Source organism: Variovorax sp. 350MFTsu5.1 (assembly GCF_048302515.1).
GTDB classification, from domain to species: domain Bacteria; phylum Pseudomonadota; class Gammaproteobacteria; order Burkholderiales; family Burkholderiaceae_C; genus Variovorax; species Variovorax guangxiensis.
In genome coordinates, this window is record NZ_CP157620.1 from 16,234 (window position 1) to 37,921 (window position 21,688).

The 21,688-nt window shown below is 72.1% G+C and carries 3 protein-coding genes; all 3 read left to right on the forward strand.

Annotated elements, in window-relative coordinates:
- Window positions 1-327 precede the first annotated feature (327 nt).
- Genes ABL843_RS00065 through ABL843_RS00075 form a run of 3 tightly spaced genes read left to right on the forward strand, consistent with a single transcriptional unit; the run spans window position 328 to window position 21,484 of the window.
- Entirely contained in the window at window positions 328-1,758 is a 1,431-nt protein-coding gene (locus ABL843_RS00065; RefSeq protein WP_418118575.1) for an MFS transporter, read from the forward strand.
- Window positions 1,755-17,957, forward strand: a complete 16,203-nt coding sequence (locus ABL843_RS00070; protein WP_418118576.1) for an amino acid adenylation domain-containing protein — start codon at window positions 1,755-1,757, stop codon at window positions 17,955-17,957. Before ABL843_RS00065 ends, ABL843_RS00070 begins: the two co-directional genes overlap by 4 nt.
- Window positions 17,954-21,484, forward strand: coding sequence for an amino acid adenylation domain-containing protein (locus tag ABL843_RS00075; protein WP_418118577.1), 3,531 nt, complete (start codon window positions 17,954-17,956; stop codon window positions 21,482-21,484). The genes ABL843_RS00070 and ABL843_RS00075 overlap by 4 nt, the downstream gene beginning before the upstream one ends.
- Window positions 21,485-21,688 lie beyond the last annotated feature (204 nt).

Here is a 21,688-nt window from a genome sequence, read left to right on the forward strand (position 1 = left end):
TTGCACTTCGGATTTGACTCTCCGTGCCCTTTAGGGCCTGCGCCACAGCCTTTCCGGGTCGTCCGATGCCATTCGTATTGCCCCGTTCGCCTGCAAACGGAACAGATCTTCGTAATTCCAAATACGCTTCAATTCCGAAGTTCTCGTGCTTTCACGTCAACAAATTTAACTGATGCGTCATTTGTGCGAGCACCCCAATTACAGTGCTGCAGCGCGGAATAATCGTGCAACGCCCGCGGCCCGGCCGCGCAAATATTCATCCCGCCACCCGAAGTACCTGCGCTTTTTTATTAATTGACAGAGCGCGGACCCTGGAGAGCGCACGTTATGCAGGAAGTGACCGTGGAAGCCGCTGCGACTCCAACCCGTGACAACCCGGCCAGGCCGCCGCCCCTGCAACAACAGGAGCAGCAACAGGCCCGGGGCACCCGCTCCACTTTCGCCCTGCTGTGGCTCAGCGAGACCGCCTTCGACCTCGGCACCACGCTGGTCAGCTTCGCGGTGGGCGTCTGGATCTTCTCGCGCACCGGCTCCGCGCAGGACTACTCCTTCTCGGTGCTCGCCGCCGCGCTCGCGGCGATGCTGGCCACGCCTTTCGCCGGCGTGCTGGCCGACCGGCACGACCGGCGCCGGGTGGTGCTGTGCTGCGACCTCGCCGCCGTCGCCGGCACCTTCGCGATCGTGCTGGCGCTGACCTCGGGCCGGCTCGGCATCGACGCGCTCTACGCCTATGCCGCGGTCGCGGCCGCCGTCGGTGCGCTGCGGCGGCCGTCGATCCGGGTGGCCGTCAGCCGTTTCGTGCCCAAGGACCGCTTCGCCCAGGTCGGCGGGCTGACCGGCATCTCCCGCGCGCTGGTGCAGGTCGGCGCGCCCGCCACGGCCGGCTTCCTGATGGCGCACGCGGGCGGCCTGCAGGGCGTGATGGCGACGCAGCTGTGCCTGCTGCTGGCCGCCGCCGCGCTGGTGTTCGCCGCGCTGACCCGCGCCGGCGCGGACGTACGCGGTGGCGCGGACGTACGCAGTGGCGGTGTGCCCGCGCAAGGCGGCGCGCTTTGGCGCGGCGCTGGCGCCAGCCTTTCCGGCGCGCTCGCCTACCTGCGCGAGCAGCCGCTGATGCGCGCGCTGCTCGGCTACGGCGCGCTGGTGCAGTGCCTCATGGTGCTGGCCACGGCCATGGTGACGCCGATGGTGCTGTCCACGCACTCCAGCGGCGTGCTGGGCCTGGTGATGTCCGTCGGCATCGTCGGCGGCCTGCTCGGCTCGATCCTGGTCGCCACCGCGCGGCTGCGGCACGGGCTGATGCGATGGGTGCTGGCCTGCGACGCGCTGCAGTGCGCGGCGGTGCTGGCCGCCGGCTGCGCGACCACGCCGGCGCTGTGGTGCGCCGCGGCCTTCGTCTGCCTGTTCTGCGGCAGCACCTCGGTCGCGTGCTCGCATGCGCTGTGGATGCGCAAGGCGCCCCTCAGCTGGCAGGGCAGCGTCTTCGCGCTGATCGCCGCGTCCAACATGCTCGTGATGTGCGCCGTGCTGCTGGCCGGCGGCTGGCTCGCCGACGCGGTGCTCGAGCCCGCGCTGCGCCCCGGCGGCGCGCTCGACGGCACGCCGGTGGGCAGCCTCTTCGGCACGGGGCCGGGCCGCGGCATCGGCTTCCTGTTCTTTGCGAGCGGCGCGGCCGGCCTCGCGCTGACCGTTTTCGCGCTCTTCCACCCGCGCCTGCGCCGGCTGGAAACGCTGGTCCCGGACGGCGGCCAATCGTGAGCGGCCCGCACGTGCACCCCCTGAGTTCGCCCCAGCAGGCCGTCTGGCTCGAGCAGTCGCTGGCGCCCGATGTGCCCTGTCACAACATCGGCGTGACGGCCAGCCTCGACGGGCCCACCGACGTCGACCGGCTGGAAGCGGCGATCCGCGCCGTCGTCTCGCGCCACCAGGCGCTGCGCACCGTGCTCGAGCGCGGCGGCAACAACGGCGACAACAACGGCGAAGCCATGCAGCGCTTCGCCGCGCCCGACGACGATGCCGCCGGCGCGCCGCTGCAGCGCTTCGATTTCACCGGCGACGCCGACCCTGAGGCGAGCGCATGGGCACACCTGCGCGCCGCCTTCCTCGCCCCCTTCGCGCTCTACGGCCAGCGGCTGTGGCGCATGCAGTGGCTGCAGGTCGCGCCCCGGCGCGGCTACTGGCTGGTGTGCTTCCACCATCTCGTCGCGGACGGGTGGTCGGTCTCGCTGATCGGCAATGCCGTCGCCGATGCCTACAACCGGCTCGGGCGCGGCGAGGCAGCGCTCGGGGAAGAAGAAAAAGACGAAGGCGGCGACTATGCCGGCTTCATCCGCCTCGATGCCGAGTACCAGGCCTCCCCGCGCTACGCCCGCGACCGCGCCTTCTGGCTGCAGCGCCACGCACGCCTGGCCGCGCCGCTGTTCGAGGACGCCCCCGCGCGGCGCAGCCAGGCGGCCCGCCGCAAGGTGGAGCAGGCCGTCTGGCACCTGGACCGCGCCGACCACGACCGCCTGACCGAAGTGGCCGCCGCGCAGGGCGCGTCGAGCACGCACTTCCTCGCCGCGCTGCTGGCGGTGTACTTCGCGCGCCTTCATCAGGAACGCGAAGCTGGCGACGAAGTCGTGATCGGCATGCCGGTGCACAACCGCACCAGCGCCGCGCACAGGCGCATGCCCGGCATGTTCTCGGGCGCGATCCCGGTCGGCATCGCGGTCGATCCGCGGCAGAGCTTCGCGCAGACCCTGCGCGGCGTCGCGGCCGAACTGAAGCGGTGCTACCGCCACCAGCGCTATCCCCTGGCCGAGCTGCACCGCGAGCTGCTGGCCGGCACGGGCGAGCGCCGCGGCCTGTTCGACATCTCCCTGTCGATCGAAAGCTTCCAGGGCGACCTGAGGCTCGAAGGCATCCGCAGCACGGTGTTCCCGCTGCACAACGGCCACGAGCGCCAGCCGCTCGCGGTCTACGTGCGCGACTACGAACCCGGGCGCCCGGTGCACGTCGAGTTCAACCACGACCCGGCGCTGTTCTCCGCGCCGCAGATGGCCATGCACCTGCGGCGACTGCAGGCGCTGATGCGCGCCGCAACCGATGCGCCGCATACACCCGTGCGCGACCTGCCGCTGATGGACGAAGCCGAGCGCGACTTGGTCGTGCACGGCTTCAACCGGCCGCTGCTCGACACCGGCGCCCCTTCGCTGATCCACGCGCTGTTCGAGCAGCAGGCCGCGCGCGACCCGGACGCCATCGCCGTGCAGTTCGAAGACCAGCGGCTGAGCTACGGCGAACTCGACCGGCGCGCCAACCAGCTGGCCCACCACCTGCGCGGGCTGGGCGTGGGCCCCGACGCGCTCGTCGCGATCTGCCTGGAGCGCGGACCCGGCATGGCGATCGCGATCCTCGCCACGCTCAAGGCCGGTGGCGCCTACGTCCCGCTGGATCCGGCGCAGCCCGACGAACGCCTGGCCCACATGCTGCGCGACAGCACGCCGGTGGCGCTGGTCGGCGACCGCGCATCGCTCGATCGCCTGCCCGCGCTGCCCTCGTGCCAACGGCTGCGCCTCGACCAGCCATGGGAAGAAGCACCGTGGTGCGACGCACCCATCGGCAATCCGCAAATCGAGGGCCTCGCGCCCTCGCACCTGGCCTACGTGATCTACACCTCCGGCTCCACCGGCCTGCCCAAGGGCGTGATGGTCGAGCACGCGCAGGTCGGCCGACTCTTCGCCGCGACGCGCGGCTGGTTCGGCTTCGGCCGCGACGACGTGTGGACGCTCTTCCACTCCTTCGCCTTCGACTTCTCGGTGTGGGAGCTGTGGGGCGCGCTGCTCCACGGCGGCCGGCTGGTGATCGTGCCGCACGCGGTCAGCCGCGCGCCGGCGGAGTTCCACCGCCTGGTGTGCGAGCAGGGCGTGACCGTGCTCAACCAGACGCCGAGCGCATTCCGCCAGTTCGCCGCCGCATGCCGGTCTGCCCCGAAGGAGCTGCCGGCGCATGCGCTTCGCCACGTGATCCTCGGCGGCGAGGCTCTGGAAACCGCCACGCTCGCACCCTGGTACGCGCTGGCGCACAACCGGCGCGCGCAGCTGGTCAACATGTACGGCATCACCGAGACCACCGTGCACGTCAGCTGCCGGGTGCTCGGCCCCGACGATGCCCATCGCGCCGGCGCGAGCCCGATCGGCACGCGCATTCCCGACCTGAGCCTGTACGTGCTCGATGCGCAGGGCCGGCCGCTGCCGGTGGGCTGCGCGGGCGAGATCTGCGTCGGCGGCGCCGGCGTGGCCCGCGGCTACCTGCGCCGGCCCGAGCTGGACGCGCAGCGCTTCGTGCCCGATCCGTTCGGCGGCGTGCCGGGCGCGCGCATGTACCGCAGCGGCGACATGGGCCGCCTGCTCGCCGACGGCAGCCTGGAGTACCTCGGACGCAACGACCAGCAGCTCAAGATCCGCGGCTTCCGCATCGAGCCCGGCGAAATCGAGGCCCGGCTGTTGCGGCTCGACGGCGTGGCCGACGCGGTGGCGATCGCGCGGGAGGACCAGCCGGGCGATACGCGCCTCGTCGCGTACCTCGTCTTCGCCGACGCAGATGCCAGGGCGGCCTTCGATCCCGCCGCCGCGCGCATCGCCTTGGGCAGGCACCTGCCCGACTACATGATCCCGGCCGCGTACGTGCCGCTGGACGCCCTGCCGCTGACCCCCAACGGCAAGCTCGACCGCAAGGCGCTGCCCCCGCCGGAGCCTGGCGCATGGCACGGGCAGCGCGAGCATGAGCCGCCGCAGGGTGCCACCGAGCAGGCAATGGCAAGGCTGTGGTCCGAAGTGCTCGGCATCGAGCGGGTGGGGCGCGGCGACAACTTCTTCGAGCTCGGCGGGCATTCCATCCTCGCGGTGCGGCTGGTCGAGCGCATGCAGCGTGAAGGGATGGAGGCCGATATCCGCCAGCTCTTCACCGAGCCGACACTGGGCGCGCTCGCAGCCCGCGTGGCGGCGCAGGACAAGGCCGCGGCACCTGCACCTGTGCCGCCGAATGCGATCCCCGCGCAATGCGGGCGCATCACGCCGCGGATGCTTCCGCTCGCGAGCCTGACGCAGGCGCAGATCGACCTGATCGCCGCCGCCGTGCCGGGCGGCATGCGCAACATCCAGGACATCTACCCGCTCGCGCCGCTGCAGGAAGGCATCCTCTTCCACCACCTGCTGCAGGGCGAAAGCAGGGGCGAAAGCAGGGGCGGGGGCGACGCCTATATGCTGCCGGCACTGCTGCGCTTCGACGATCGCTCGCGGCTCGACCGGTTCGTGGCCGCGCTGCGCCAGGTCATCGCCCGCCACGACATCCTGCGCACCGCCGTGCAGTGGGAAGGGCTGGACGCGCCCGTGCAGGTCGTCTGGCGCAGCGCCGGCCTTGCGCTGCGGGAGCACCGCTTCGACCCGGCCGATGGCGACGTACAGGCGCAACTGCAGGCCCGTGCCGATGCGCGCACGGTGCGCCTGGACCTGCGCCGCGCGCCGATGCTGCAGGCCCATGCGGCCTTCGACCCCGTTTCGCAATGCTGGCTGCTGCAGCTGCTGCATCACCACCTGACGCTGGACCACACCACCACCGAGCTGATCCTGCACGAGGTGGTGGCGCTGCTGCAGGGGCGCGGAGACAGCCTGCCCGCGCCCGTACCGTTCCGGGATTTCGTGGCCCGCTCGCGCCAGGGCACGAGCGAGGCGGAGCACGAAGCCTTCTTCGGCGCGATGCTCGGCGACGTGGACGAGCCGACGGCGCCATTCGGCCTTCTCGACGTGCAGGGCGATGGCTCGCAGGTCGAGCAGGCGAGGGCGACGCTGCCCCCGGCCTTGTCGCTGCGGCTGCGCGCGCTCGCCATGCGCCACGGCGTGAGCACGGCCAGCATCTTCCATCTGGCCTGGGCGCGTGTGCTGGCTTCATGCAGCGGGCGTGACGACGTGCTGTTCGGCACGGTGCTGTTCGGCCGCATGCAGGGCGGCCCGGGCATCGAGCGTGCCATGGGCATGTTCATCAACACGCTGCCGGTGCGCATTGCGCTGGGCGGGCGCGGAACGCTGCAGGGGCTGCGCGAGACCCATGCGGCGTTGAGCGCGCTGCTGCGCCACGAGCATGCATCGCTCGCGCTGGCGCAACGCTGCAGCGGCCTTGGGCCGGGCGTGCCGGTCTTCCCGGCGCTGCTCAACTACCGGCACAGCCGAAGCGAGAGCTTCTCCGCGGAGGGCGGGATCGCGATCGCCGATGGCATGCACTACCTCGGCGGACGCGACCTCACCAACTATCCGTTCAGCCTGTACGTCGACGACCTGGGAGAAGGTTTCGTGCTCAGCGCCGAGATTCACGACTCGGTGCCCGCGCGGCGCGTGTGCGGGTTCGTGGTGCGGGCATTGCAGGCTGTTGCCGAGGCGCTGGAAGAGGAGCCCGGCCGCGCGCTGATGGCGCTCGAAGTCTTGCCGGCGGAAGAGCGTCGGCGCGTGTTGCACGGCTTCAACGATACGCATGGTGCGTACAGCACGGCGGCGCTGGCGCACGAGGCCTTCGAGCAGCAGGCGGCGCAGCACCCGGAACGCATCGCGCTCGAACTCGATGGCGCCCAGCTGAGCTATCGCGCGCTCAACGAGCAGGCCAACCGGCTTGCACGGCATCTTCATGGGCTCGGAGTCGGGCCGGACACCCGTGTCGCGATCCGTGCCGGGCGCAGTTTCGCGATGGTGGTCGCGATCCTGGCCACGCTCAAGGCCGGCGGTGCCTGCGTGCCGCTGGATCCGGCATATCCACGCGAGCGCCTGGGCCACATGCTGCGCGACAGCGGGGCAGCGGTCGTCCTGGGGCAGATGGAAGGGCTCACGCCCGACGTGGCGTCGGTGTCGCTCGATGAAGCGGCCTGGACCGGAGCATCTGCCGGCAACCTTCACGTCGAAGGGCTCGCGCCATCGCACCTGGCTTACGTGATCTACACCTCCGGCTCCACCGGCGAGCCCAAGGGCGTGGCGATGCCGCATCGCGGGCTCGTCAATCTGCTCGCATGGCAGCGGGAGCAATTGCCCGAACCCGCGCGCACACTGCAGTTCGCGGCGCTCGGCTTCGATGTCGCCTTCCAGGAGATCTTCTCGACGCTGGCCAGCGGCGGCACGCTGGTGCTGCTGCGCGAGGGCTTGCGCCAGGACCTGCCGGCCTTGGCCGAATGGCTCGCCGAAGAATCGGTCGAACGGCTGTTCCTGCCTTGCATCGCGCTGCAGAACCTGTGCGAGCTGTGGTCGCAGCGCAGTGCACTGCTGCCCATGCTGCGGGACGTGATCACGGCAGGCGAGCAATTGCGCATCACGCCCGCGATCCGGCTCATGTTCGGCAAGCATCCGCAGGCTCGGCTGCACAACCACTACGGCCCGACCGAGACGCACGTGGTCAGCACGCACACGCTGGGCGGCGCGCCCGGGCAATGGGAAGACCTGCCGCCCATCGGGAAGTCCGTCGGCAACAGCCGCATCTACGTGCTGGATGCGCAGCGCAATCCGGCTCCCGAGGGAGTCGTGGGCGAGCTGTATCTGGGCGGCGAACAGGTCGCCCGGGGATATCTCTCGCAGCCCGATCTCACCGAAGCACGCTTCCTGCCCGATCCGTTCGGCGGCCCGGGCGCACGCATGTACCGAAGCGGCGACCTCGGCCGCTGGCGCGCCGACGGCAGCATCGAGTACCTGGGGCGCAACGACCATCAGGTGAAGCTGCGCGGCTACCGCGTCGAATTGGGCGAGATCGAAGCGCAACTCGCCCGCATCGAAGGCGTACGCGAAGCTGCAGTGATCGCCCGCGAAGACCAGCCGGGCGACAAGCGATTGGTCGCCTACCTCGTCTGCGCCGGTGCCCTCGATCCATCCGCACTGCGCGCCGCCTTGCGCGAACGCCTGCCGGACTACATGGTCCCCTCGGCCTTCGTCGCACTCGACGCGCTGCCGCTGACCCCCAACGGCAAGCTCGACCGCAAAGCACTGCCCGCACCCGGGGCCGATGGCCACGGCACCTCCTCGCCACCCCAGGGCGAAGTCGAACAGGCCCTCGCCGGCATCTGGTCCCAGCTCCTCGGCATCCGCCAGATCGGCCGCGACGACGACTTCTTCGAGCTCGGCGGCCATTCCCTGCTCGCCATCCGGTTGCTCGAACAGCTGCGCCGGCGCGGCTGGTCCACCGACATCCGGTCGCTCTTCACGCACCCGAGGCTGCATGCATTCGCCTCCACGATCCGGCGCGGCGAAGAGACTGCATCGGTGCCGCCCAACCTGATCCCGCCGGGCTGCGAAGCCATCGAGCCCGCGATGCTGACGCTCGCCAGGCTCGACGCGGCCGATATCGCGCGAATCGTGCAGGCCACGCCGGGCGGCGCGGCCAACATCCAGGACATCTATCCGCTCGCGCCGCTGCAGCAGGGCATCCTGTTCCACCACCTGCTGCAGCGCGAAGGCAAGGGCGAGGGCGACGCCTACGTGCTGCCGACGCTGCTCGAGTTCGACAGCAGGCCGCGCATGGACAGCTTCGCCGCGGCGCTCTCCCAGGTGATCGGGCGCCACGACATCCTGCGCACCGCGATCCACTGGGAGGGCCTGGCCGAGCCCGTGCAGGTGGTGTGGCGAAACGCCGGATTCGCGCCCGAGACATTGACGCTGGCACCGGGCGAGAGCCCCGCGCAGCAGCGCCTGCGCGAGCATCCGCGCGTGCGGGGCCTTCGCATCGACGTGCGGCGCGCGCCCATGCTGCAGGGCTTTGCGGCCCGTGACGACGCGAGCGGGCGCTGGCTGCTGCAGCTGTCCTATCACCACCTCGTGATGGACCACACCGCGCTGGAGCTGCTGGTGGAGGAGATCGCGGCCATCGAGCGCGGCGACGCGGGCAGCCTGCCCGCGCCGGTGCCGTTCCGGGATTTCGTGGCCCGCTCGCGCCAGGGCACGAGCGAGGCGGAGCACGCGGCCTTCTTCGGCGCGATGCTCGGCGACGTGGACGAGCCGACGGCTGCGTTCGGCCTGCTCGATGTGCAGGGCGATGGCTCGCGCATCGGGCAGGCGAAGTCGATGCTGCCTGCGGCCTTGTCGTCGCAGCTGCGCGCGCTCGCCATGCGGCATGGCGTGAGCACCGCGAGCCTTTTCCATCTGGCCTGGGCCCGCGTACTGGCCTCGTGCAGCGGACGCGAGGACGTGGTGTTCGGCACGGTGCTGTTCGGCCGCATGCAGGGCGGCCCGGGCATCGAACGCGCGATGGGCATGTTCATCAACACGCTGCCGGTGCGCATCGCGCTGGGCGGGCGCGGGACGCTGCAAGGGCTGCATGAGGCCCACGCGGCGTTGAGCGCGCTGCTGCGCCACGAGCACGCCTCGCTGGTGCAAGCGCAGCACTGCAGCGCGATGCCCACGCATGTGCCCCTGTTCTCTGCGCTGCTCAACTACAGGCACGGCCAGCTCGCGCGCGCCGAGGTGCTCGACGGCGTGCGCCTGCTCGACGTGCGCGACCGCACCAACTACCCCTTCGGCCTGCATGTGGACGACGACGGCAGCGGCTTCGGGCTGACGGTGCAGGTCGATGCCTCGGTGGGCGCGGAACGCGTTGCCGGGTTCGTGCAGCAGGCGCTGCAATCTGTTTCGCGGGCTCTGGAAGAAGAGCCGGGGCGGCCGCTGATGGCGCTCGATGTGCTGCCTGAGCAGGAACGTTGGCGTGTGCTCCATGGTTTCAACGACACGCATCGCGCGCACGACCCGACAGCCCTGGTCCACGAAGCCTTCGAACGGCAGGTGGCGGTGCACCCCGAGCGCATCGCGCTCGAACTCGATGGCGCGCAGCTGAGTTATCGCGCGCTCGGCGAGCAGGCCAACCGGCTTGCCCGGCATCTGCGCGGCCTCGGCGTCGGGCCCGATACCCGCGTCGCCATCTGCGCCGGGCGCGGCTTCGCGATGGTGGTGGCGATCCTGGCCACGCTCAAGGCCGGCGGCGCGTGCGTGCCGCTGGACCCTGCGTATCCGCGGGAGCGGTTGGTCCGCATGCTGCGCGACAGCGCGGCGACTGTCGTGCTGGGCCAGCAAGCCCTGATCGAACGGCTTGCGCCGGACGTGGCAACGGTCCCGCTCGATGAAGCAGGCGCGGCCTGGGCCGAAGCCTGCGCCGACAACCTGCAAGTCGAAGGGCTCGCCGCATCGCATCTGGCCTATGTGATCTACACCTCCGGCTCCACGGGCGAACCCAAGGGCGTGGCGATGCCGCATCGCGGGCTGGCCAACCTGCTGGAGTGGCAACGGGAGCAGCTGCCCGAGCCCGCGCGCACCCTGCAGTTCGCGGCGCCCGGCTTCGATGTCGCCTTCCAGGAGATCTTCTCGACACTGGCCTGTGGCGGCACGCTGGTGCTGCTGCGCGAAGGGCTGCGTCAGGATCTTCCGGCGTTGGCCGAGTGGTTGGCGCGGGAGTCCGTCGAGCGCCTGTTCCTGCCCTACATCGCGCTGCAGAACCTCTGCGAACTGTGGTCGCGGCGCGTCGAGCCCTTGCCGATGCTGCGCGATGTGATCACTGCCGGCGAGCAGTTGCGCATCACGCCGGCGATCCGCCGCATGTTCGCGCGGCATCCGCAGGCAAGGCTGCACAACCACTACGGCCCGACCGAGACGCACGTGGTCAGCACGCACACGCTGAGCGGCCTCCCCGAAAAGTGGAAAGACCTGCCGCCGATCGGAAAGCCCGTCGGCAACAGCCGCATCCATGTGCTCGACGCGCAACGCAATCCGGTGCCGGTGGGTGTCGCCGGCGAGCTGTACCTGGCCGGCGCACAGGTGGCGCGCGGCTACCTGTCGCAGCCCGAACTGAGCGCGGACCGATTCGTGCCCGACCCGTTCAGCCGCGGCGGCACGCGCATGTACCGAAGCGGCGACCTGGGCCGCTGGCGCGCCGACGGCAGCATCGAGTACCTGGGGCGCAACGACCATCAGGTGAAGCTGCGCGGCTACCGCGTCGAGCCCGGTGAGATCGAAGCGCAGCTGGCGAGGCTCGACGGCGTCAGGGAAGCAGCGGTGATCGCGCGAGAAGACCAGCCGGGCGAAAAACGGCTGGTCGCGTATCTCGTCCTCACCGGGGCCGCAGATCCGGGCGCACTGCGCACCGCCTTGCTCGACCGCCTGCCGGACTACATGGTCCCCTCGGCCTTCGTCGCACTCGACGCGCTGCCGCTGACCCCCAACGGCAAGCTCGACCGCAAGGCACTGCCCGCACCCGGGGCCCATGGCCACAACACCTCCGCGCCACCCCAGGGCGAAGTCGAACAGGCCCTCGCCGGCATCTGGTCCCAGCTCCTCGGCATCCGCCAGATCGGCCGCGACGACGACTTCTTCGAGCTCGGTGGCCATTCCCTGCTGGCCATCAGGCTCATCTCGCAGATCCGCGAGCGCCTCGGCGCGGAACTTCCGCTTGCCACGCTCTTCGCCCGCCCACGCCTTGCCGCGCTCGCCGAGGCCATCTCCAAGGCCATCTTCGAGGCAGGTCCGGGCGCACCGGACACGATCACGCCCGTCGACCGCAGCCGGCCTCTGCCCCTGTCCCCGGCACAGCAGCGCCTGTGGTTCATCTCCGGTGTCGATGCCAAGGCCAGCGTCGCGTATCACATCACCGGCGCCCTGCGCCTGCGCGGCGCGCTCGACGGCACGGCCCTGCGTGCCGCGCTGGACCACGTCGTGGCCCGGCACGAGGCCCTGCGCACGCGCTTCGTCGAAGCGGATGGGCAGCCATGGCAGCACATCGACCCGCCGCGCGGCTTCGAGCTGCGCGAGCAAGGCGTCAGCGCCGCGGACCCCGCGGACCCCGCGCACATCGAGGCGCTGTGCCGCGAAGCCGCCGCCGAGCCCTTCGACCTCGCGGCCGGCCCGCCGATCCGTGGCCGACTGCTGCGCGTCGCGGCGCAGGACCACGTGCTCGTGGTCTCGATGCACCACATCGTCTCCGACGGCTGGTCGCTGGGCGTGCTGATGCGTGAGTTCGCCACCGCCTACAGCGCGCTGCGCGAGGGGCGCGAGCCTCGCCTGCCGGCGCTGGCCGTCCAGTACGCCGACCATGCCGCGTGGCTGCACCGCCACCTGCAGGGCCCCGCCGCACAGGCCCGGCTGCGGGAGTGGGCCGGGCATCTGCAAGGCGCACCGGCGCTGGTCGAGCTGCCGCACGACCGTCCGAGGCCCGCGCTGCAGGACTATCGCGGCGCGAGCATCGAGGTCGGCGTCGATGCCGAAACCACGCGGGCCCTGCGAGCGCTCGCCCGGCGGCACGGCGCGACGCTGTACATGGTCGTGCTGGCGGCCTGGGCCGCGGTGGTGGCGCGCTACGGCGGCCAGCGGCAGGTGGTGATCGGCAGTTCGCATGCCGGCCGCGGCCGCGCCGAGGTCGAGCCGCTGATCGGCTGCTTCATCAACACGCAGGCGATGAAGATCGCGCTGGACGGCAACCCGAGCGTGGCCGGCCTGCTCGCGCAGGTGCGCGAGACCGCGCTGCGGGCGCAGGCCCGGCAGGACGTGCCCTTCGAGCGCCTGGTCGAGACGCTGAACCCGCCGCGTTCCATGGCCCACCACCCGGTGTTCCAGTTGATGCTGGCCTGGCACAACACGCCGCCGATCGCGCTGGAGCTCGCGGGCCTCGCCGTCGAGCGGGTCGAGAGCCTGCCGGGCAGCGCGCAGTTCGACATGGCGCTGGACCTGCAGGAAGCCCAGGAAGAGGGCGGCCGCATCGCCGGCAAGCTCAACTACGCCACGGCGCTTTTCGACGAGGCCACGGTCCGCCGCCACTGGCAGGCGCTGGTGGCGATGCTGCGCGGCATGGCGCAGAGCGACGAAGGCCTGCCGGTCGAGCGCATCGCGCTGCTCGACGACACGGAACGCGACCGCCTGCTGCACGTCTTCGCCCAGGGCGCATCAGCAGTTCCCGCGCACCCGTTCGCGCACGCGGCGTTCGAACGGCAGGCCGCGCTGCGGCCGCAGGCGGTCGCGCTGGAGCACGATGGCGAACGCCTCGGCTATGCCGAGCTCGACCAGCGGGCCAACCGGCTCGCACACCACCTGCGCGGCCTGGGCGCCGGGGCCGGCGAGCGGGTCGCGCTGTGCCTCGAACGCGGGTTCGACCTCGTCGTCGCTGTGCTGGGCACGCTCAAGGCCGGGGCCGCGTATGTGCCGCTCGATCCCTCCCACCCCGACCAGCGGCTGGCCTGGCAACTGGAAGATTGCGCGCCGGCCGTGCTGCTGACGCATTCCGCGCTGAGCCCGCGCCTGCATCCGCCGCCGCGCTGCACGACGATCGCGCTCGACAGGCACGAGCCGCTGGCGAACGAGCCCGCGCACACGCCCGATGCAGGCGGCCTGCCCGGCGACGGCTCGCACCTGGCCTACGTGATCTACACCTCCGGTTCCACCGGCACGCCCAAGGGCGTGATGGTCGAGCACCGGCAGCTCTCCCACCAGGTCGCGGCGCTGCAGGCGCTCTACGGCTTCGGTGCGCAGGACAGGGTGCTGCAGTTCTCCGGCCTGAGCTTCGACGTGGCGGGAGAGGAGATCTTCGGCGCGCTCAGCCACGGCGCGACGCTGGTGCTGCGCACCGACGAATGGCTCGCCGAGCCCGCGCGCTGGTGTGCGCTGTGCGGCGAGCACCGGCTCAGCGTGGCCAATCTGCCGACGCTGTTCTGGCAGCGGCTCGCGCTGTCGCCCGAAGCGGTGTTTCCGCCGTCGCTGCGCCAGATCGTGATCGGCGGCGACACGGTCGGCGCGGCCGCGCTAGACGCGTGGTGGCGGCGCGGGGGCCATCGCCCGGCGCTGGCCAATGCCTACGGGCCGACGGAAACCACCATCAACGCCACCGTCGCGCGCTGCCGTGCCGGAGATTCGCCGCTGGACATCGGCCGGCCGGTCGCCAATGCGCGCGTCTATCTGCTCGACACGCATCGCGAGCCGGTGCCGGTCGGCGCCATCGGCGAAATCTGGATCGGCGGCGCGGGCGTGGCGCGCGGCTACCTGCATCGCCCCGAGCTGACGGCGCAGCGCTTCGCGGCCGATCCGTTCGTGAAGGCGCCCGCCGATGCATCGCGGCCGCGCATGTACCGCAGCGGCGACCTCGGCCGCTGGCGCGCCGACGGTTCCATCGAATTCCTGGGCCGCGACGACCGGCAGCTGAAGATCCGCGGCTTCCGCATCGAGCCGGGCGAGATCGAAGCCGAGCTGATGCGCCTGGGCGGCATCCGCGAAGCGGCGGTGATCGCCAGCGAAGGGCAGGACGAAGACAGGCGCCTGCTGGCCTACGTGGTGGCCGCCGACCCGACCAGCCCGCCGCCCGAACCGGCGCAGATGCGCGCACGCCTGGCCGTGCGCCTGCCCGAGCACATGCTGCCGGCCGCCTTCGTGCCGCTCGATGCATTGCCGCTCAACGCCAACGGCAAGCTCGACCGCGCCGCGCTGCCTGCGCCGGACGACGAAGCCCATGCGCGGCGCGGCTACCGGGCGCCCGAAGGCGAGCACGAAAGGGCGCTGGCACAGACATGGGAATCGCTGCTCGGCATCGAGCGCGTCGGCCGCGACGACGGCTTCTTCGAGCTGGGCGGCCATTCGCTGCTGGCCGTGCGCATGATCTCGCAGCTGCGCCAGCGCTTCGGCGTCGAGCTGGCGCTGACGACGGTGTTCGCGCGGCCCCGGCTGGCGCAGCTCGCGCAGGAGATAGCGCGCGAGGCGCCCGGCGCGGCAGACCCGATCGTCGCGGCGGATCGGGCAGCGCTGGATCGCGGCACGTGGCCGCTGTCGCACTCTCAGCAGCGCCTTTGGTACGTGACGCGCATCGACGCACAGGCCGGCGCGGCCTACCACCTGCCCGCCGCCCTGCGCCTGCGCGGCGCGCTCGACCGCGTCGCGCTGCAGCGCGCGCTCGAGCGGATCGTCGCGCGGCACGAGTCGCTGCGCGCGCGCTTCGTCATGGTCGACGGCCAGCCGCGCCAGCGCATCGAGGCGGCGCAGGGCGTCGCGCTGGAGCTGCAGGAAATCGACGGCCTCTTCAGCGGACCCGGCGGACCCGACGAGCTCGGCCGCAGCACCCTGCGCGCGCTGTGCCAGGCCGAGGCCGCCGCGCCCTTCGACCTGGAGCGCGAGCCGCCGCTGCGCGTGCGCCTGCTGCGCCTCGCGGCCGACGAGCATGTGCTGCTGCTCACGATGCACCACATCGTGTGCGACGGCTGGTCGCTGGCGGTGCTGGCGCACGAGTTCTCTGCGCTGTACGCGGCCTTCGGCCGCGGCGAGCCCGACCCGCTGCCGGCGCTGCCGGTGCAGTACGGCGACTACGTCGCGTGGCAGCGGCGGCGCCTGCAGGGCGAGGGCGCGCAGGCGCGGCTGGGCTACTGGGTGGAGCGGCTGCGCGACGCGCCGCCGCTGATCGGCCTGGCCACCGACAGGCCTCGCCCGCCGCAGCAGGACTATCGCGGCGCCAGCATCGAAGTCGGCATGGACGAGGCGTTGACGCGCGAGCTCGGCGCGCTGGCGCGGCGCCATGGCGTCACCGTCTACATGGTGGTGCTCGGGGCATGGGCGGCGGTGCTCGCGCGCCTGAGCGGCCAGACGCGCGTGGTGCTCGGCAGCGCCGTCGCCGGGCGCGACCGGGCCGAGCTCGAGCCGCTGATCGGCTTCTTCGTCAACGCGCAGGCTCTGCGCTTCGACATCGGCGAGGGCCTGGACGCCGAAGGCCTCCTGAAGCAGGCGCGGCAGGTGGCGCTCGAAGCGCAGCAGCACCGCGACGTGCCTTTCGAGCAGGTGGTGGAAGCGCTGAACCCGCCGCGCTCCAGCGCCTTCAACCCGGTCTACCAGGTCCGGCTGGCATGGCAGAACACGCCGCCGGCCCGGCTGGAGCTGGAAGGACTTGCCTTCGACAACCTCGCCAGCCACGCGGGCAGCGCGCAGTTCGATCTCTCGCTGGACCTGGAGCCGGCCGGCGAGCGCATCGCGGGCCAGTTCAACTACGCCACCGCCCTCTACGACGAGGCCACGGTGCGGCGCCACTGGCACGCACTGGTGGCAATGCTGCGCGGCATGGCGGCCGATGCCGCCGCGCCGGTGGACCGCATCGCGCTGATGGCGCCACGCGAGCGCGAGCTGGTGCTGCGCGGCTTCAACGACGGCGGCGAGGCCGGCGGGGGCAATGGCCTGCTGCACCGCCTCTTCGAGGCGCAGGCCGCAAGACGGCCGGGGACGCTGGCACTGGCCTGCGAGGGCGAGTCGCTGGACTACGCCGGGCTCAACGCCCGCGCCAACCGCATCGCGCATCACCTGCGCGGCCTGGGCCTGCGCCCCGACGACCGCGTCGCGCTGTGCCTGGAACGCAGCGTGGACCTCGGCGTGGCGCTCATGGCCACGCTCAAGGCCGGCGGCGCCTGCGTGCCGCTGGACCCGGTGCACCCCGACGACCGCCTCGCCCACATGCTGGGCGACAGCGCCCCGGTGGCGGTGCTGACGCAGGCCCGCCTGCTGGAGCGCCTCGCGGTGCCCGAAGGATGCGCGGTGCTGGTGCTGGACGGCGATTCGCCGCCGCCATGGGCCGGTGCGCCCTCGCACGACCCCGACCCCGAAGCCGTGGGGCTGACCCCCGCGCACCTGGCCTACGTGATCTACACCTCGGGCTCGACCGGCGTGCCCAAGGGCGTGATGGTCGAACACCGCAACGTGCTGAACTTCCTGCGCGGAATGGAGCGGCGCATCCATGGCCCGGCGCCGGACTGCAGCCGCGTGGCCTGGAACTCCTCCTTCGGCTTCGACATGGCGGTGAAGGCATGGGGCCAGCTCGCCTTCGGCCGCAGCGTGTTCCTGCTGCCGGAGCGCACACGCCTCGATGCGCAAGCGCTGCTCGACTTCCTGGAGCGCCATGCCATCGAGGCGATGGAGTGCACGCCCTCGCACCTGCGCATGCTGCGCGCGGCCGGATTTCCGCAGCGGCGCGGCACCTCGCTTCGAAAGCTGCTGCTGGGCGGCGAGGCGCTCGACGCCGACACCTGGCAGGGCCTCGCGGAGAACGGCACGGAGCTCCGGTTCCACAACATGTACGGCCCGACCGAATGCAGCGTGGACGCCACCTGCGGCCCCATCGCGGGCGCGGTGCCGAACATCGGCCGGCCGATGCCAGGCGCGCGTGTCTACCTGCTCGACGCGCATGGCGAGCCGGTGCCCATCGGCGTTGCCGGCGAGATCCACATCGGCGGCGCCGGCGTCGCGCGGGGCTACCTGGGGCAGCCTGCGCTCACCGCCGGGCGCTTCCTGCCCGATCCCTTCGCGGCCGAAGCCGGCGCGCGCATGTACAGGACCGGCGACCTCGGCCGCTGGCGCGCCGACGGCAGCATCGAGTACCTGGGCCGCAACGACCATCAGGTGAAGATCCGCGGCTACCGCATCGAGCTGGGCGAGATCGAGGCCAGGCTCGCGCGGCTGGAAGGCGTGCGCGAGGCCATCGTGGTGGCCGATGGCAGCCAGCCCGGCGAGCCCCGCCTGGTCGCCTACCTGCTCGCGCAGCAGGGCGCGGCGCCGGAGCCTTCCACGCTGCGCGCGCAGCTCGGCGCGCAGCTGCCCGACTACATGCTGCCCGCCGCGTGCGTGGTGCTCGCGGCCTGGCCGCTCAACGCCAACGGCAAGCTCGACCGCATGGCGCTGCCGCCACCCGGCGACAGCGGCCTCGCCCGCCGCACCTACGCCGCGCCGCGGACCGACATCGAGGCCCGGCTGGCCGCCCTCTGGGGCGAACTGCTCGGCGTGGCGCAGGTCGGCCGCCACGACAACTTCTTCGAGCTCGGCGGGCATTCGGCGCTCGCGATACAGCTGATCCACGCCATGGGCGAGCAGCAGCTGCAGGTCGACGTGCAGATGGTGTTCAACGCGGCGACGCTGGCAGAGCTCGCGGCGGCCACCGTGCAGCTGGAGGAGATCGTCCTGTGAGCAACTTCGACGCGACGCCCTTGCAGCTGCTCGAGGCGCTGGCCTCGCGCGGCCTCGCGCTGCGGCTGGACGGCGAGCGGCTCGCGCTGCAGGGCGATGCGCGGCTGCTGGCCGACCCGGCGTTGGTGCGGGCACTGCGCGAGCGCAAGGCCGAGCTGATCGCGCTGCTGCGAGAGGGCCAGGGTGCCGATGCGCTGCCGGCGCTGGAGCAGGGCGCCATCGACCGCCTCGCGGCGAAGGTGCCCGGCGGCCTGCGCAACGTGCAGGACATCTATCCGCTCGCGCCGCTGCAGGAGGGCATCCTGTTCCATCACCGCCTTCATCGCGAGAGCGAGGACGGAGGCGACGCCTACGTGATGCCGACCCTGCTGCGCTTCGACAGCCGCGAACGGCTGGAGGGTTTCGTGCAGGCGCTGCGCGAGGTGATCGCACGCCACGACATCCTGCGCACCAGCGTGCACTGGCAGGAGCTGGAGCAGCCGGTGCAGGTTGTGCAGCGCGAGGCGGACCTGGAGATCGCGATGCTGGCCGCCGCGCCCGCAGAAGAAGCACTGCAGCGGCTGCGCGCGCTGGCCGACCCACGCAGCTGCCGCCTCGACGTGCGCCGCGCGCCGATGCTGCGCGGCCATGCCATCGGGGAAGAGGGCAGCGGGCGCTGGCTGCTGCAGCTGTTGCACCACCACCTGATCCTCGACCACACGGCCTCGCAGCTGCTGGTGCACGAGGTCATGCTGATCCTGCAGGGCCGGCGCGATGAATTGCCAGTACCGGTGCCGTTCCGGCGCTTCGTGGCGCAGGCGCGCCGCGGCGGGTCGGAAGCGGGGCATGAGGCCTATTTCCGCCGCGTGCTGGGCGACGTGGAGCAGGCCACCGTGCCCTTCGGGCTGGACGAGGTGCGCGGCGACGGCAGCGGCGTGCTGCAGTCGCGCGGCGAACTGGAGCCCGGGCTGGCGCGGCGCCTGCGCGAACAGGCGCGGCTGCACGGGGTGGGCGCGGCCAGCGTGTTCCACCTGGCCTGGGCGCTGGTGCTGGCGCGCTGCTGCGGCGCAAGCCGTGACGTGGTCTTCGGCACGGTGCTCTTCGGCCGGCTGCAGGCGGGCGCCGAGGCGACGCGCGCGATGGGCATGTTCCTCAACACGCTGCCGCTGCGCGTGCGCATCGACGACGGCGCCGAAACGGCGCTGCGCCGCGTGCACGCCGATCTCGCGCAGCTGATGCGCCACGAGCACGCCTCGCTGAGCCTGGCGCTGCGCTGCAGCGGGCTGCCGGCCGAGGCGCCGCTCTTCACCAGCCTGCTCAACTACCGCCACAGCCATCGCGAAGGTAGCGGGGGTGCCGCGAGCATGGCGGGCATCGAATCGCTGGGCGGGCACGACCGCACCAACTATCCCTTCGTGCTGCACGTGGACGACCATGGCGACGGCTTCGGCATCACCGCCGAGATCGACCGCCGCATCGATGCGCGGCGCATCCGCGGCTTCGTCGAGCAGGCCCTGCGTTCGCTGGCCGATGCGCTGGAGGCCGAGCCCGGTCGGCCGCTTCATCGCATCGAGGTGCTGCCGGAAAGCGAGCGCCTGCGGGTGCTGAGCGGTTTCAACGCCACCGCCGCCGACTATCCGCGCGGCCTGCTCCTGCACCAGCTCTTCGAGCGCCAGGCCGCGCAACGCCCCGACGCGACCGCCGTGGTGTTCGAAGGCCGCAGCCTCAGCTACGCCGGCCTCGACGCGCATGCGAACCGGCTGGCGCGGCGGCTGCGCGCGCTCGGCGTGGCGCCCGACGCGCGCGTGGGCATCTTCATGCAGCGCAGCGAGATGCTGGTGGTGGCGCTGCTCGCGGTGCTGAAGGCCGGGGGCGCGTATCTGCCGCTCGACCCCTCGCATCCGCCGCAGCGGCTGCGGGAAATGATCGACGAGGCCGGCCCGGTGGCAGTGCTGGCCGACGCCGGGCTCGCGGCGGACCTGCCGGCGATGGTGCCCGCGCTCGCGCTGGATCGCGGCGCCCTCACGGATGCGCCCACCGAACCGGACGAACGCGGCCCCGAAGTCCGCGAAAGCCACCTGGCCTACGTGATCTACACCTCCGGCTCCACCGGCCGCCCCAAGGGCGTGATGAACGAGCACCGGGGCATCGTCAACCGCCTGCACTGGATGCAGCAGGCCTACGCGCTGACACCCGACGACCTGGTGCTGCAGAAGACGCCGCTGGGCTTCGACGTGTCGGTGTGGGAGTTCTTCTGGCCGCTGATGGCGGGCGCGCGGCTGGTGCTGGCGCGCCCCGACGGGCACAAGGACCCCGCCTATCTGTGCGAACTGATCCGCGAGAGCGGGGTGACGACGCTGCACTTCGTGCCTTCGATGCTGCGGCTTTTCCTGGCGCGGCTCGACGGCGATGCCGATGGCGCAGCCGCCTGCGCCGGCCTGCGGCGCGTGGTCTGCAGCGGCGAGGCGCTTTCCGCCGGCCTCGCGCGCCGCTGCCGCGAGCGCCTGCCGCATGCGCGCCTGCACAACCTGTACGGGCCGACCGAAGCGGCGGTGGACGTGAGCGCCTGGACCTGCGGCGATGGCGATGGCGATGGCGATGGCGATGGCCACGGCGACTGCGTGCCCATCGGCAGGCCGGTCGCCAACACCCGGCTCTACCTGCTCGACGGCGCGCTGCGCCCGGTGCCTGCCGGCGTCGCGGGCGAGCTCTACATCGGCGGCGTGCAGGTGGCGCGCGGCTACCTGGGCCAGCCGGAGCTGACGGCGCAGCGCTTCATCGCCGACCCCTTCGGCGGGAACGGCCGGCTCTACCGCACCGGCGACCTCGGCCGCTGGCGCGCCGACGGCGCCATCGAGTACCTGGGCCGCACCGACTTCCAGGTCAAGCTGCGCGGGCAGCGCATCGAGCCGGGCGAGATCGAGGCGCGGCTGCGCGCCGTCGATGGCATCGCCGATGCCGTGGTGCTGGCGCGCGAGGACCGTTCCGGCACACCGGCGCTGGTGGCCTACGTGGTGCCGGGCTCGGCCGGCGACGCGCCGGAGCCCGCCCGGTTGCGCGGCCGGCTCGCCGAGCACCTGCCCGAACACATGCTGCCCGCCGCCTACGTGCGCCTCGCCGCGCTGCCGCTGGGCGCCAACGGCAAGCTGGACCGCAAGGCGTTGCCCGCGCCCGGCGACGAGGCCTTCGGCCGCCGCGCCTTCGAGCCGCCGCAGGGCGAGGTCGAGGAAGCGCTGGCGTCGATCTGGTCGCGGCTGCTCGGGGTGGAGCGCATCGGCCGCCACGACAGCTTCTTCGCGCTCGGCGGGCATTCGCTGCTGGCGGTGCAGATGCTGGAGCAGTTGCGCGGACGCGGCTGGGGCATCGACGTGCGCGCGGTCTTCGACCGGCCGGGGCTGGCCGCGATGGCTGCGGCCGTGCGCACCGCGCCGGGCGCGCACGTGGTGCAGGTACCGCACAACGCCATTCCGGCGCATTTCGCCCACCACGAGCCCGAAGCGCAAGCCGGGTGTGACACCGAATCGGAAACCGAGGAGTTCAGACTGTGAATCTGGAAGCAGCGAACACGCAATCCATGGACGCGCCGGCGCTGATCGGCCTGCTCGAGCAGCGCCAGGTCCTGGCGCGCATCGAGCAGGGCGAGCTGGTGCTCAAGGCGCCGCGCGGCGTGCTGACGCCGGGCGTGATGGCCTCGCTGAAACTGCACAAGCAGGCGCTGCTGAGCTGGGCTGCCGCGAAGGGCGACGCAGCTG

Bases quoted from the DNA above. Each gene is read 5' to 3' on its own strand.
- ABL843_RS00065 (WP_418118575.1), top strand. From the start codon at position 328: ATGCAGGAAGTGACCGTGGAAGCCGCTGCGACTCCAACCCGTGACAAC.